At 40.9% G+C, this 15,075-nt stretch carries 15 protein-coding genes; 5 read left to right on the forward strand and 10 right to left on the reverse strand.

Annotated features, from left to right (window positions below; genetic code table 11):
- The first annotated feature begins 35 nt into the window (after positions 1–35).
- Positions 36–572 carry a glutathione peroxidase gene (locus C7H79_RS02965; protein ID WP_106705810.1) on the forward strand — a complete coding sequence of 179 codons (537 nt, stop codon included), beginning with the start codon at positions 36–38 and terminating at the stop codon, positions 570–572.
- Between the two features lie 4 nt (positions 573–576).
- Entirely contained in the window at positions 577–1,203 is a 627-nt protein-coding gene (locus tag C7H79_RS02970) for a hypothetical protein (RefSeq protein WP_106705811.1), read from the forward strand.
- Between the two features lie 27 nt (positions 1,204–1,230).
- Here C7H79_RS02970 and C7H79_RS02975 read toward each other — a convergent pair whose 3' ends face one another.
- Positions 1,231–2,649 (reverse strand): C13 family peptidase, encoded by a 1,419-nt coding sequence (locus C7H79_RS02975; protein WP_106705812.1) that lies wholly within the window; start codon positions 2,647–2,649, stop codon positions 1,231–1,233.
- A 412-nt stretch (positions 2,650–3,061) separates the two neighbouring features.
- Between C7H79_RS02975 and C7H79_RS02980 the strand changes: the two genes are divergently transcribed.
- Entirely contained in the window at positions 3,062–4,012 is a 951-nt protein-coding gene (locus tag C7H79_RS02980) for a chemotaxis protein (RefSeq protein ID WP_106705813.1), read from the forward strand.
- Between the two features lie 59 nt (positions 4,013–4,071).
- On the opposite strand, the gene C7H79_RS02985 is transcribed toward C7H79_RS02980, so the two are convergent.
- Together C7H79_RS02985 and C7H79_RS02990 are read right to left on the reverse strand one after the other, a co-directional pair.
- Positions 4,072–4,503, reverse strand: coding sequence for a glycine zipper family protein (locus C7H79_RS02985; RefSeq protein WP_106705814.1), 432 nt, complete (start codon positions 4,501–4,503; stop codon positions 4,072–4,074).
- A 336-nt stretch (positions 4,504–4,839) separates the two neighbouring features.
- Positions 4,840–6,915 (reverse strand): ATP-binding protein, encoded by a 2,076-nt coding sequence (locus C7H79_RS02990; RefSeq protein ID WP_106705815.1) that lies wholly within the window; start codon positions 6,913–6,915, stop codon positions 4,840–4,842.
- Between the two features lie 613 nt (positions 6,916–7,528).
- On the opposite strand from C7H79_RS02990, the gene C7H79_RS17845 reads away from it, so the two are divergent.
- Positions 7,529–7,702 (forward strand): hypothetical protein, encoded by a 174-nt coding sequence (locus C7H79_RS17845; RefSeq protein ID WP_172592336.1) that lies wholly within the window; start codon positions 7,529–7,531, stop codon positions 7,700–7,702.
- A 145-nt stretch (positions 7,703–7,847) separates the two neighbouring features.
- Here the strand turns inward: C7H79_RS17845 and C7H79_RS02995 are convergent, their stop codons facing one another.
- On the reverse strand, positions 7,848–8,234 hold the full coding sequence (locus C7H79_RS02995) for a multidrug ABC transporter permease (RefSeq protein WP_106705816.1): 387 nt from the start codon (positions 8,232–8,234) through the stop codon (positions 7,848–7,850).
- A 109-nt stretch (positions 8,235–8,343) separates the two neighbouring features.
- Between C7H79_RS02995 and C7H79_RS03000 the strand changes: the two genes are divergently transcribed.
- Positions 8,344–9,516 carry an alkaline phosphatase PhoX gene (locus C7H79_RS03000; protein ID WP_106705817.1) on the forward strand — a complete coding sequence of 391 codons (1,173 nt, stop codon included), beginning with the start codon at positions 8,344–8,346 and terminating at the stop codon, positions 9,514–9,516.
- 299 nt (positions 9,517–9,815) lie between these two features.
- Here the strand turns inward: C7H79_RS03000 and C7H79_RS03010 are convergent, their stop codons facing one another.
- The 6 genes from C7H79_RS03010 to hpnA all read right to left on the reverse strand — a co-directional run bounded on the left by C7H79_RS03010 (position 9,816) and on the right by hpnA (position 15,061).
- Positions 9,816–10,154: a P-II family nitrogen regulator gene (locus C7H79_RS03010; RefSeq protein ID WP_106705819.1), complete on the reverse strand. Its 339-nt coding sequence runs from the start codon at positions 10,152–10,154 to the stop codon at positions 9,816–9,818.
- Positions 10,155–10,948: 794 nt separating this feature from the next.
- Positions 10,949–11,152, reverse strand: coding sequence for a YjfB family protein (locus C7H79_RS03015; protein ID WP_106705820.1), 204 nt, complete (start codon positions 11,150–11,152; stop codon positions 10,949–10,951).
- 133 nt (positions 11,153–11,285) lie between these two features.
- Complete coding sequence (locus tag C7H79_RS03020) at positions 11,286–11,801, reverse strand: hypothetical protein (RefSeq protein ID WP_242447111.1); 516 nt, start codon at positions 11,799–11,801, stop codon at positions 11,286–11,288.
- A gap of 608 nt (positions 11,802–12,409) precedes the next feature.
- Positions 12,410–13,168, reverse strand: coding sequence for a protein phosphatase CheZ (locus C7H79_RS03025; RefSeq protein ID WP_106705822.1), 759 nt, complete (start codon positions 13,166–13,168; stop codon positions 12,410–12,412).
- 33 nt (positions 13,169–13,201) lie between these two features.
- Positions 13,202–13,609 (reverse strand): chemotaxis response regulator CheY, encoded by a 408-nt coding sequence (cheY, locus tag C7H79_RS03030; protein ID WP_106705823.1) that lies wholly within the window; start codon positions 13,607–13,609, stop codon positions 13,202–13,204.
- Positions 13,610–14,071: 462 nt separating this feature from the next.
- Positions 14,072–15,061 (reverse strand): hopanoid-associated sugar epimerase, encoded by a 990-nt coding sequence (hpnA, locus tag C7H79_RS03035; protein WP_106705824.1) that lies wholly within the window; start codon positions 15,059–15,061, stop codon positions 14,072–14,074.
- Positions 15,062–15,075 lie beyond the last annotated feature (14 nt).

Below are 15,075 nucleotides of genomic sequence, written 5' to 3' on the forward strand. Positions count from 1 at the left end.
GTTTTCTGTCTGTCCATTAATTAAGGAGGTGCCTCATGCGTATTTTATTCATTTTTATGATGATTTTTCTGATCAACCCCGTTTTTGCCTGTAGCTCACTATTGGATCAGAATTTTCGCAAGCTTGCAGGATCGGAAATGGTGAATTTATGCGAAGCCTACACAGGTAAAGTACTGCTGATTGTGAATACTGCCAGCAAATGCGGCTATACGCCGCAGTATGAAGGATTGGAGCAGTTGTACGATAAATATCACCAAAAAGGATTGATCGTACTGGGTTTTCCATCCAATGACTTCCTAGGGCAGGAACCTGGAACCGAAGCCGAGATTCAAGATTTTTGTCGCTTGACCTACGGTGTGAAATTCCCGATGTTTGAAAAAACCACGGTGAAAGAAGGACAGGCTCATCCATTTTATGTGCAACTGGCTGAATTGTCCGGCACCTATCCGACCTGGAATTTTCAGAAATATTTAATCGGTCGTGACGGCAAGTTCATCACACAATTTAGCCCACACACCAAACCTTTTGATCCAGTCGTAGTGACAGCCATCGAACAAGCCCTAAAACAATGAGTTAATGAAGAAACAAGCGCAATCTTCTGCTGACTCACCAGAAAAACAGGAACCGAAAATAAGCGTCTTTTCGATCCTGATCATGTCCTTGTTTATCGGGTTGATAGCCGGGGCGGGTGTAGACACGTCGTATATACTTCCGATAGCGCTCATCTCTGCGGTAGTGCTTATTGTCAATCGAAACAAAATCGTTACTGTAGATCAATCGGATAAAAATGCGCGGCCACACGTCAATCCAGTGCAAAGCTATTACACGTGGCCTGAATTGGATCAGTTTGCTTGTACTATTGCAGCAGCTCCGTTTCAGAAAGTGATTTCGCAGTTGATACAGGAAAATGTCATCAATCCAGATAACAATTCGATTACACAAACGCATATCTTGAAAGCTCATCTGATACCCGACAGTAGCAACCCTTTCGACACTGACGTGGTTCACATCGATATTAACGGCCGCTCTATTTGTTATCTAAGTCGAGAGGAATCCACAAGTTTATGCAGCAGATTGAACGAAAAGAAGCTCTCAAATCAGATTACTATTTGTAATGCAATTATTTCATGGAGTAGTGAAACGAATAAAAAAACTCTATGCTACACAGTAAAGCTCGACATAGAGCCATTTTTAAAAAAATAATGTCTAACATAGGGCTATCGAAACTGATCAATTAAAATCCCCGAATCTTTCGGGGGCATATCGGGCCATATCGTGTTCCAGCATTTGTAATTTTTCTCTCATCAAATTGCCTACAGACAATTGGGAATTTGAAGGAGTGAGATTTTCCGATTTTTCGCGTTGCTTGATTCTTTCTATTGCTTGATTAAAGCCGTCAATGAATTGGTATGATCTTCCTTCTACATTTTTAAACAACGCTTCGCCAAAATAAGTAAATTCATTCTCACTTGAGCATCCAAAAGATGCGCTATCAGCAGCTGTGGCAGTCAAAATTAAACTGGTTTCATTTTTTAGTGTCTCAATAAAACCGCCCGAGTAACATGCCGAAACCAGGATGATACGCCATTTGATCCCAGCATCATCCAGATAAGCACTAAGAACTTCCGGACCTATGTCGTTGAGCTCAAGCGGCCACATGTTCACTGCAAGCTCATGATCGTAGGAACCATGACTGGTTAAGTACAGCAACACAATATCTTCTTCAGGATTTATTTTGCTACCTAAATGATTCAATGCAATTCTTAGGTTTGTTGATGAAGCAAGCGGTGTGATGTCGATTGTTTTTAAGTTATTAATCAACGCAACTGAGCGACCTGTGGTTCCAAAATTATGGCTCATGACTTGCTGCACATTGTTAATTTCTTTCATAAATACATCTTGCGAGGAATCAGCGCCAAATCCAATAAAAAATAGATCGGTTACGCCTTCTACCCCGGGTTCAATAGAATTAAGCGCATTATTCAACAATTGATACTGATTATAGTAAACCTCCTCTTGATTAACGTAACTTAAATCATCATTATATGCAGTCAACGCTTCTGAATAATCAAAATCTTCATGCCAGAAACTCAATGGAACGTTAGCCAATGGATACGAAGCAAATATCCACAGCATGACAATCATTACAGTTTTAATCTTTTGCCAATCCAGTAATTGTAGAACAACGTAGAAACATACACATAGGATCCATAATGCATAAACCATATACCCGGTTTCAAAGTAGGCATCTGGCAAAAATGGTAATACCGCGATAGAAACGAGATAAAGAAAAGGTAGAATCGAGTAGGTGACAGTCAGAAATCGTAATAAGTGGTCTTGATGGTCACAGAGTTTTGTTAGAACAAATCCCACCAGAAGCACACCCAATAATTCCACTCCTATGTATCCTAGTCCGAATAGTCCGAAAACCGGATTAGGTGTCATGACATACGAAGCTACAAACGCTGTTATGCCATAAAAAAACAAGAGCAAGATGAATTGATCATGAGAAACTGTCACTTCGCCAATGATATTGCGACGAAACACAAGCAGTTTTATCCCACATGCAAGATTCATAAATAATATCTGAAGTTCTTTAATTATCCCAGGTTGCTTTAGTTCTTTGGGCATGCTTGCATCTAAGTCCATGTCTATCTCCGGGATTGATATCGGTTAATACAACAGACTAAGTACGGCAAAAATTTATCCAGATGAAGGAGTTGCCGAAACACTTGTAGTCATTTTCTAGCGAATTTGTCGCTCAGGCCCACTTGGAGCGATTCTCCAGAAATCAAAAAAATAATGAAAACAGTCCTTATTCAATCAATGAAAAGGCGCTTGCTGAGTTGATAATGTGTTGCAATAAAATTCACTGGAAACCGCTCCTGCCAACTCAAATAATTTGACAAGAAATGCCCCGATTGGTTGACAGTCATACAATTTAGTTCATGAAGGCGCGGATAAGCAAACATTTTGTCGTATTTTTCAAGATTCTCCAACTTTAGCCGATACCGCACACTTACAAATTCCGTCTTGCTTAACAAATATTGGAGTATATTCCATGAGTACAGCCTTGCATGATATTGACGAACGCACCAATCTGACTGCCAACAACAAGTTCGAATTATTATTGTTTAGATTAGGCGAGGCTCCTGGTGCCCATCATCGTGAGTTATTTGGCATTAACGTTTTTAAAATTCGTGAAATAATGGTTATGCCTAGCATCACTGAGATAGCTAATGCGCCTCCCAATGTAATGGGCATAGCCAATATTCGCGGCCAAGTTATTACGGTCATCAATCTACCTGGAATTGTAGGTTGTACGCCAAGGAAAGGAACTTCGATACTCCTGGTTACCGAATATGCGCGGTCGACGCAAGCTTTTGCAGTTGAAGAAGTCAATGAAATAGCACGTCTGGATTGGAATCAGGTAATCGCTGCAGAAGGCAAGGGCGGCAGCCTGATAACCAGTATCGCACGGCTCGATGGGGATAAAGAAGGTTCCCGCCTGGCCCAGGTGCTGGATGTTGAGCAGATTCTGCGTGATGTACTGCCCAGTGCTACCGGGAATATGATGCCTGGAATTATTGCCAGTAAAATAAAGCTCCCTGCTGGGAAAGTTGTATTAGCTGCGGATGATTCACCTTTGGCACGCAGCATGATTGAGAATGCACTGAATGCATTAAATGTGCCTTATGTAATGACTAAAACCGGGCTCGAGGCTTGGTCCAAAATTCAATCCATGTCGGATATCGCCGCGACCGAAGGTAAAACTATTCAAGATAAAGTTGCTTTAGTCTTGACCGATTTGGAAATGCCAGAAATGGATGGATTTACGCTTACACGCAATGTCAAAAACGATCAGAGATTTAAATCTATTCCAGTGATTATTCATTCATCACTCACGGGTGAAGCAAACGAAAATCACGTTAAATCGGTGGGTGCAGATGCTTATGTTGCTAAATTCGCCGCTGAGGAACTGGCCGATGCAATGCGAAAGGTGTTGGCGTAGCAAGAGTAAGCATCTGCTTTCTTACAACCAAGCAATATTCGAGCAGGCAGGGTTGCCGCTCATTGCCAGCCTGTAACTTCGTAGCCTTTCTCCTCCAAACAACGTGACACAAAGTTGGCATAAGCTTGGCTGGGTTGTGATGGCCTGGCCGAGAACAGGATTCCCCGCAGCAATCCGGCAACAGCCCCGCTGGCAGCACCAATCAATGAGCCTTGACCTGCCGATCCGTATATGGCTCCCCCCGCAGCACCACTCGCAGCACCAACACCTGCACCCATGGCTGTACTGGTTGCAACATCCCCCGCTTTACCCTTGCCTTCTCGAGCACCCGCCGATTCGGCTAACTGTTTACAAACATCAACATCCTGCTCAGCAGAATCTTTTCCTACGGATAAAAAATGCGTGTTGGGGTATAGCACTGGCCCAGTACTAGAACAAGCCGATAGTCCAATAAAAATTAATCCGATCAAGAATATCATTGTGAATTTCATCGTTTAATCCTCGTTTCATAAATATTTTTATCTGAATAAGCAGTATAACTGGAATGGATTTAAGTATTCTTAAAGCGGATCAGCCGATAGGCAAAACCAAAACCAAAACCAAAACTATTGATCTATCTCTGCACAAGGCTATTTACCCATTATGAATTTTTATGCCGCATGGAAATCTGATTGTGACTTACGACTGAACTGGTAAATTTATTAGTAAGTGCTGGCCTCAATAAGTCATTACTCAGAAACCTTAAGTTGGTTAGCTTTTAGTCATATTCGATTATACGGATTAATTTTTATGACAAGTTGTTATATAAAATAAACTGACTGAATGATCTAATCTTTTTTGACATAATGATCCGAGCTATCGGAGACTTGTTCTAACTCAGGCAATGATTTCTGGGTGGTATTATTGGTTGTGGTAGCCTGATCATTAGCCCCCTCCATCGGCAATTCAAACCAAAAAGTACTTCCAATTCCCAGTTCACTTTCTGCACCGACGTGACCACCCATCAATTCAATAATTTGACGCGTAAGCGACAATCCTATTCCTGTACCTTCAATAGTGCTTCCTGCAGCATCAAGACGATTAAACGGTTGAAACAATTCTTTCATTCTATTGGCAGCAATACCGATTCCTGAATCGGTAACAATTATTTTCAAGTACCCTGGATGATCGGATTCACCGAGTTCGATATGAACCCAGCCTCCTTGGCGATTGTATTTAATCGCATTGTTAATCAAATTAAGAGCGATTTGTTTGAAACGGACTCGATCTGTATATAATACTTTATCCGTCGTACCACTTTGTGTCAGTTTGATATTTTGCTGATCGGCTTGTATTTTTACCAAGCTGATGCACTCCTCTAAAATAGAATCAATCTCAACCCACTCCAGTCGCAAATCAATGCGTCCCGACTCAATCTTTGCTGAATCAAGCACTTCGTCAATCAATGCTAGTAAATGAATGCCCGCCGACTTGATTTCTTTGATGTATTTCAGATGCCGATCATCAAAGCTCTCTAGTTCAAGTAATTGACTAAAACCAAGAATCGCATTCATCGGTGTCCGCAATTCATGACTCATGTGGGAAAGAAATTCGGATTTTGCCTTACTTGCCCGTTCGGCTTCATATCGGGCCTTAATGAGCGCCTGTTCAACAGCTTTGCGTTCGGTAATATCTTCAACCATCGACCAGATTAATTTTCGACCCGAAGTATCGTGAATCATAATTCCGTTTAGCTGGACCGGATAGCGACTGCCATTCTTGCGAATATATTCTCTTTTATAAGGACCAAATCTACCTTTTATTTGCATGCTCTCACGTTGTTGAGCTTCCTGTTTTATGTAGTCTGCTGGCGTAATGTCCCAATATGTAAGACTTAATAACTCCTCTCGCGAGTAACCGGTCGGCGCCAACAGTGCATCATTGGCTTCGATAAATTTTCCGGTTTCAAATTCATTCAAGGCAATGCCGATAGGCGACATTACAAACAGCGCTTCAAGCCGGGCTTCACTATCGCGTTTCTTTAATTGGATTTTTCCGATCAGAATGATCGGCAACAACATCAAAATACCTGTCAGTATCAAGCCCAAACGAAAAATTGCACTATCATAGTTTGTGTTAACCCATCCTCCTTTCGGAATGGCAGCTATCTGCCAAAAGCCATTCGGTAGAGAAATATCCAGCAATACGGGGTGCTGTTCAAATATTTGATCATCGCCAAAAAACACTTCACCCGCTTCACCTAAACCATCTTTTCCACGGATCGCAATATCTAATTCTTTTGCAGAATCCAGTAAACCGCTTGCCTGGAATAGCTGGTTCACATCAATCACGGCTGAAATTATACCCCAGAAAGCTCTCTTCTTTGCTGCAGTATTTTCGAGAAATAGCGGAATTCGTGCAATAAATCCCTGTCCGCCCTGAACCAAATTTACCGGTCCGGCAATAATAAGATTCCCGCTATCTCTTGCGCGTCGGACTGATTCGAGCTGCTGAGGGTGTTTTCGGAAATTGAAACCAACCGCCGCTTCATTACCTTTAATCGGATACATATAACGTATTATCAAATCAGGGGAAGCACTAATATTGCGTAACTGCGCCCCATCATTAAACAAATACCGTGCTAATTGGGTAAATTTTTCTACCGATAAATCCGGCTCAACAGAGAAGGATGCTGCCAGACCCTGCACCAGTTGAGTATTGCTGGTAATTTTACTTTCCAGGTTTGTGCGCAACAGACTTAATCGGTTAAAAACCGAATCACGTTTTTCGCGTTCGAGGTTACGTGAATGCAGGTGATCAGCATAAAATCCCATCATTAATAAACAAATGCCGATGAGAATGGCAAGAAAAAAAATGAGCCGTCTGCTTTGCAAAAAATTCTGGAGATGAGCTGCATTATTCATAAACTGAAGCTTAATAGGCTAACATTGCGGTTCTTTCCGAGAAAGTTATTAAAGATCTGAGTTTTATTTTGCGTTTTGTCAGACATCCAATGAAGAGTCTTTCTTTAAGTTATGCTTGCATCCCTGCCGCAGATGATATGAACACAAATTGAAGTGTTAATTATCGTAATTCCTAAAATTTCCATAATACCGGACAATATATACCTATCCCTCCTGATTTCTAAAATAAACCATAGGTGTTACCCAGTTTTGGGGATGTAATGTAATCATAAAGCATTAAAATCAACCATCGCTCTGACTGTTTATAAGAATGCTAAATTAATTTTAAAGCAATTCGTTGAGCATGTTCATATACTGCCTGACATCCCGATTATTGCAAAAGAAAATGCTTGAATTAGCATTGGGTACTGACGAAGGCGAAACTCAATTACTCAAACTCGTCGCAAAGATCCACAGATTTTTGCACGTATCATCCTGCTGTCAGATTCTTCCATATTTGGTTCACCAGTTATGATTTTTACAATTAGTGATGCTACCTGACTTGGCAGGCCGTTGAAAAACTATCTGCGTGGCTGCTACGGTGTTAACAACAGGCTCAAAATGCTGATTTATTATGCATAAGCGCGCTTATCCGCCTATTTTTGCCTTGTATCACCTGCCTCTAAAACGTTTTTCAACGGCCTGTCTGCGATTACTGAGCAGAAATGGGTCATTCTTCGGTATCGATCCGGGCGAAGCCGATACGACTGTCGAAGAGATTGGAGTCATTAATGAGCAAGTCACATAGTTTACCAATGCTGCTTGATAAATTTGAATTGATAAGAATTTACTGATTTTTCCATGCATATTCAGATGAAAGTAATCAGGAGATAATGAGCCGCGAAAATAAATAGTCATTGGCTATATAATGATTACTCAATGAGTAAGTAGTATTAATCTTCCATTTTTACCTTTCTCTTCGAAGCATAAACATATCCTCCGATCGCTCCCAAAATCACCCCTATTGGTGCAGCAATAAAGATTCCGATCATGGGGCCCTGGCTGGTATCTTTGGCGATAAACATCGGCGCTAAAAAAACGAGTGTAAAAAATACCCCACCAAGAATTAACGCGCCCCCGATGACGGCAATGAGGGTGTGTGTTTCTTCCCCAGTAACCAGTTTCCAAGTAAACCAAGCGGCCAGCGATGCGCAGGCTAATGAAAGAATCGTGTTATGCCAGCTTGCAAAGCTGGTTGTGATTGTGAGCAGCGTGTTGACAAAAAACAGCACAATTAAAAACATTAGAAGCGATACAATTGGTTTTAATATTTGAATCATTGTCTGCTACTTTCATCCAATAAATATGAAACGACTCAGCATTGTAAACTATCTCGCATCATATAACTTTGAGTCTATCATGAGATTCGCTGCATAAGGTACAAGTAGGATGAAAACATCAGATCTGAATCGTCGTAAGCTATTGAAGTTTGGAATCATGAGCTTGGGTGCGTTTGTCGGTAACATTTTGCTACCCTCACCAGTTAAAGCTGCTGCTTTATCATTATCGCTAGTTGCACGCGGTGAGCTTTTACCGCCGGATCATAATGGAGTTCGTTTACCTGCAGGGTTTACGTCTCGTATCGTGGCCCATTCGGGTCAAAACCTTTTTGGCTATACTTGGCACGCAGCACCTGATGGCGGTGCTACCTTTACTTCTCCGGAAGGTGGATGGGTTTATGTCTCCAATAGTGAGCTGGAAAACCAGGCGGGTGGGGTAGGGGCATTACGTTTCAATGCACGAGGAGAACTGGTTGATGCATATTCGATTCTGAGTCAAACCAACCTTAACTGTGCAGGCGGACAAACGCCATGGCAAACGTGGTTATCATGTGAAGAAACCGATAATGGGCAGGTGTGGGAATGCGATCCATTCGGTCACAAACCTGCACAAGTTAGAAGCTCTCTGGGCTTGTTCAAGCATGAAGCGGTGGCGGTGGATACCCGCGACAAACGGCTATATCTGACCGAAGATCAATCAAATGGCTGTTTCTATCGCTATATTGCACGTTCATTTGATATTGCCGGTAATCCCAATCTGGATGACGGTATTCTTGAGGTTGCCGAGGTAATTGAAGGCAGTAATGGGGCAGTCCGTTGGCATGCTCTGGCCGATCCGTCAGCAACCACCATGCCGACACGCAGGCAAGTTCCTGCTAGAACCGCTTTTGATGGCGGTGAAGGTATATGGTATCACCAAGGTATTGTTTATTTTACGACCAAAGGGGATGATCGTGTGTGGGCATATGACGTACAACAGCAGCGCCTAAGTATTTTCTATGATGCGGGATTATATCACTCACCGGTATTAACTGGGGTGGATAACATTACAGGCAATACCGCAGGTGAATTGCTGGTGGCTGAGGATGGCGGTAATATGCAAATTGTGGTGCTATCTGGAGGAAACGTTCTGCCTTTATTACAAGTGGTTGGCCATGAGCGGTCAGAAATAGCCGGCCCCGCTCTAAGTCCTGATGGATCATGTTTGTATTTCAGCTCACAGCGTGGTAAAACTGGAAAAAGTGAGGATGGCGTAACGTTTGAAATAACCGGTCCATTCTGAGGTTACTTTGCGCGACTTTCATGAGTAAGGCAAGACATCTGGCGCTTGATTGTCTTCCAGTACTCACCTGTCGGCAATTGTTGCAAAACTATTGCCGGACTGAGCGCATTTGAATAAAAATGTTTCATTGATACCCTCATCTTCATGAGTTGTTGAAAAACTGCCGCTAAATATAAAGCAAAGAAAAAACACTTCCCCATGCCTAGAAAATAGCGGCATTAACGCCGAGTGCCCGTCATCGGGTTCTGCAGCCTATTGTTTTTTTAAGTAGCAGCAGTATTTTTATTGTAGTCAAATTACTATTCGGATATTTGTAGAGTACGTCCTTGATAATTTGAATGCGTTTGCGCGTGGCAATCTGTAATCAAGCATATTCCACCGAAATCTTTCATTGCAGGTCGCAATTCGTCAAGCATTTTTTGTGCTAGATCTTCATTGCAAATAAAAACTGTTACAGTATTTTCATCGGGTAGTAGTAAATCATCGGGGTTTCGTATGCCTGGTGCTCCCAGACCTCCTGCGCTCTTCATCACTGTGTATCCGAGTATTCCGGATCTTTTTAGCAGTTCAGTTAACGGATCATGATGTTCTAATTTTACAACGATTTCGAATCTTTTCATTACGATTAAATCATTCATTATTGTCTCCAAAAAAGAAAATCGTCAAATATCATTAGGAAATTCTGATTAAGTTTCTTGACAAACTTGGGGCGAACGATAGTTTATTGATTACGTTTTCTGCGAGACTGTCGAGCCGAGAATATAATCAACTTATTCAGAACATCTTTTAGTTCTTTTATCTCCTCGATTCTATGAAACTACTTCTCTCATCTCCCGGTAAATCGATATGCCAATGAGATATGTGTATGGGAGGTTACAGGCTTTTTATGAGAGTGCTGAATCGGTATAAGTAACAATGATAATGAAGTACCGACATCAAATTTATCGACAGACACAACATTCACTTAGATATATCACATATTCATTGTGCGCTCTGATAATTCATTCCTGACAGTAAGGCATGACTCAATCTTAATACAGTCGACACTATGCGCCTACTAAGGAAACCATTGTTTTTTCTTAATGGAAACCATTAAATAAGGCAATCCCACTGCGTGGCAACTGGATTGCTAAAGAATTTATTAAGCGAAATGGAGACTTTAATACTATTTTCTTGATCCAAAGCTAGAGGATTCAGATGTGAGATACTCAAATATCGATGCAAGTTACATCGGCTTGTGAGTGTTCTAATTTTTCTTGGAATAAGTTGCTTCTGCTACTTAAGTTGTGTTGTAACTGTGCTTTGAAACCAGCAAGATATCTCCTTTGGAAGGATCAACTTTAACTTTAAGGAATTATTCCTGCGCAATGAGTTAATTTAGTAAGCTAGTAATGCAGCTTTATATATTTAATGTCAACTAATAAATGAGAAACTAGGCTGTAGTATTGATATTTCTACCCAGATGTGCGGGTAGATTTTGTGCAAGCTGAGTAATGTCAGGTATGGCTTCAATTAAAGCGAGAGCTCCCGCAGCGTTAATTTCTATCGTCTTTTTAAGAACTGCAATGCCTACTGTTTGCTTGGTACCGAAGTCCGCCATTTCAGTTGCTATTTTTGCTATACCTGTTATGTCCATACAATCTCTCCTGAACTTTTACATTAGTTATAACGACATGCAAAGCCAAATTTTTAGGTGTAGCAAGAATTTCTCTCTTTTAGATTTAAATTGTTTGCCGCTCGATAGCGATACAGGACATTTTATGGGACCACTAATCTTTTCTTAGGAATGTTGAGAAAAGTTTTTTAAAGTGATCTTTCCAATCTGATCCGACTTTTATGGGAATCTTCACTTGAATATTTGTATTTTTAATGTTTTTTCCTTCCAAATATAAAATATATTGCCCTGGTTCGTTCAGCTTGAAGGCCTGGGTAATTACACCTGATGGATGTTGTTGAGCGGATATCGATAGTATTTTTTGTTCTTTCTGATTATTATCAATAGCGTCTACCTTAACTAAGCGTTGAGCTAACAAATAATCCCGTGCTGATTCTGGATACAGCAAGTCAATCGAGATATTCAATGTTGCAGGCTCGGGTACATTTCCACATTGAACAGGAACATAGGGCGACCGTAAGGTATTTTCAGGCGATTCAAAATCTGCTGGGAGGTAGTATCCTGAATAACCAATGATTAGGTTTTCGGTTTCGATGGTACAGGCGCCACCGCGAAAACCTTTAGGATAGGTGTCGGCTGAGTCACCTTGTGAACTTGCGCGAAACAGCATGCCGAATGCAATAAAGGAAACCAAGACTCCAGTCAAAATTAAGAATAGAAATTTATGGGATGAAAATTTTGAAATGATAGACATAGTAATTTCTATTCATTTAGAAGAAATGGTGAAAATTATATCAGCCAACGTTGCTTGACGATACCGCTGTGCTTGTTGCCGTGGATTACTGATGTAGTCATTGTAATAATTGATTGAGCGATCACGCATTAATAGCCTTAATTGCAAATTATTTAGTGCGTTTACCCAATAATTGGTGTTTTAATGGCATGGCAAGCCGCCCTTCAATTTTGAAGGCACTGCAATCAGTCATGCTTTGCATAAATTATATTACTAAACCAATGAGGCAAGTCGCTATGGTCATGTTATAGCGCCAATTATGATTTGTTGTGAACTAATTCAGAATTACTTACAGCTAGCCAGTAATGATCAGATTGTTGTTTGTTGTTTGTTGCTTGTCTTAACTTAACCTTCAGGTACAAATTTGTTAAGTTAACTCATTCAGTATAAAAATATCATGGCGTTCTGCTGACGGTGTCGAGCAGAACGTAGCAGATTGATATTTTCTCAATTGGAGTGGTCAGGCAAGGATTCTGGCGCACTACTTAGAAGCCAAGGCTAGCCAATAAATCATCAACCTGGTTTTGATTACATACGACATCTTTTCTTTTCTCGGGATTAGTAACTGGGCCATTCATGAGCCCTTCATCATCTGCGGGAGCCTTCTTGGCAGGCACATTGGCAAGCAAAAGATCAATTAGATCTTTCTCCAGACTTTGTACCATTTGTATGACTTTTTTGATTACCTGACCTGTAAGATCTTGGAAATCTTGAGCCATCATAATTTCAAGCAATTGTGTGTTGGTTGCATTAGTATGTTCCGGTACCTTGTCAAGGTATTGCAGTGTATCAATAAGCAATGTTTTAAATATTTCCGTATCTGGATTTGCTTGTTGTGTTTCGAGAGCTTGCTTCCATTGTTTGGCTAGATGGATTGCATCGTTTGAAAGTTTTTCTTGAATCGGCATTGCAATCTCAGTGGCACTGAGTGTGCGTTCAGCAGCTTGTTCTGTTTTGGCGGCCACATAAGTAAGCTTGTTTTGAGTTTCTGGAACTTCGAGGGCAATTGACTGAAGCCGTTTGTCATATCCCAACTCGCGCAAACTATCGTGCAAATTTCGTGTTAACAATCCGATTTGATCAATAACTTTCTTGTCGGTTACTATTAGTTCTTGCTCTTCATTGACATTATTTTTGGACACCTTTGGTATATCAGCCATTTGAAACGATTTTTTAGAATTTTTTTGAGGTGGAGCTTGATCAGTTTCACTAGCCTTTACTTTCATATGATGCTTAGTATTCATATTGTATCCATCAGTTTGTTATAAAAAGAAATATTATGCTTTCGCAGCCAACTTGGCTTCCATATTCTGGAAAATTTTATTTAGTTTTTCCTCGAGCACGGCGGCAGTGAATGGTTTAACAATATAACCACTTGCACCGGCTTGAGCAGCAGCAACAATATTCTCTTTTTTTGCTTCAGCAGTGACCATAAGAACGGGAATATCTTTTAACGCAGAATTGGCGCGTACCTTCTGAAGCATGGTTAATCCATCCATATTGGGCATATTCCAATCGGATACAATAAAGTCAAAGTTGCCATCTTGCAGCTTACGCAACGCAACTGCGCCGTCTTCAGCTTCGTCAACATTGACAAACCCAAGTTCTTTCAAAAGATTGCGAACGATTCTACGCATAGTAGAAAAATCATCTACTACCAAAAATTTTAAATTTTTGTCGGGCATATATTTCTCCGTTAATGGCTATATTTTGTAAATTTTTTGAAGCACCTATTCATAGCTGACTAATCAAATGGCTTCGCTTGATACTCATATTGTCGGTGTTTTTACGACAAATGGTTTTGAAAGTTTAGTTAAGATTTGGAAAATAAATTCTGTCACAGAGATTGTTACTATAAATTTAGATTGAGGTATCTAAATTCAATCAGAATCAGAATTAGAAGTTGAGTTGGTGACGGCATGATTTGTTGAAAAGAAGTGCAACACTATATCTATATAATTAGGGTGTAATAAGTTAAGTGCGTTTGTAGGAGCTTGCTTGTGATAGTTGGAATCGTCTCTTGTCTATGTCATTTTTATGTTGTTTTCATCAATAAAATCACTGACCAATTGCTATTTGCGTGATATTAATCAACAGTAACATCCAAGGGGTTAACTGCAAAAAAACTTTTATAAATTGGGGAGTTGTCAGTTGCTGTAGCCATTTTCTTTGAACCAGAGAATTGCATCTCTAATTGCTTCAAATGCTGGGCGGTATTGATAACCTAATTCATGTTGTGCTTTTTTACTGGAGAAGAACATAAGTTTTCTGGCCATACGAATGCTATCCAGTGTTGCACGAGGCTCAGAGTGTGTAAATTGTGCAATTTTTTCCATACACCATGCCATAGGTAGCATTACACTGATAGGTAAGTTGATGCGATTTATTTTTGTTCCATTAATTACATCAATGGTTTGCAGGATTTGCAGTAGAGTCATGTCATCGCCACCCAAAATGTAGCGTTCCCCTTGTTTCCCATGCTGATATGCTAGTAAGTGGCCATATGCAATGTCATCGACATGAGCAACGTTGAGTCCGGTATTCACATAAGCAGGCATGCGCCCCATGAGTGTATCCACTATAATGCGTCCGGTTGGGGTAGGGCGAATATCTCCAGGGCCTATCGGAGCCGAAGGATTAACAATGGTTAAGGGTAAATGGTGCTCATCGGTTAATTGTTTCACCATTTGTTCGGCGAAATATTTGGAGCGTTTATAGTATCCGGTAATCGCAGAAATATCGGATGGAGTTTCTTCGTTGGCCGGTGATCCATCAGGGTTCAGACCCAGCGCTGCAACACTGCTAGTATATACGATGCGCTTAATACCTTCCTGATGAGCGGCTATGATGAGCGCGCGAGTACCATTGATGTTGATGTCATACATGGTTTCTGGATCAGGAACCCAGAGACGATAATCGGCCGCAACGTGGAAAAGATTGTCGCAACCATGAACTGCACGTTGAAGGGATTTATGGTCACGTAGATCACCTTCGGAAATTTCGACCACAAAATTCTTTAGATTCCTTCGGTCACTTTCTGGCCTAACCAAAACCCGGACGTCATGGCCAGCTGTTAGCAAACAGCGCATAACCGCAGAGCCAAGAAATCCAGTCGCGCCTGTAACCAATGATTTCATGATAATGTAATTGT

This window comes from Nitrosomonas supralitoralis, assembly GCF_003011925.2.
GTDB lineage: Bacteria > Pseudomonadota > Gammaproteobacteria > Burkholderiales > Nitrosomonadaceae > Nitrosomonas > Nitrosomonas supralitoralis.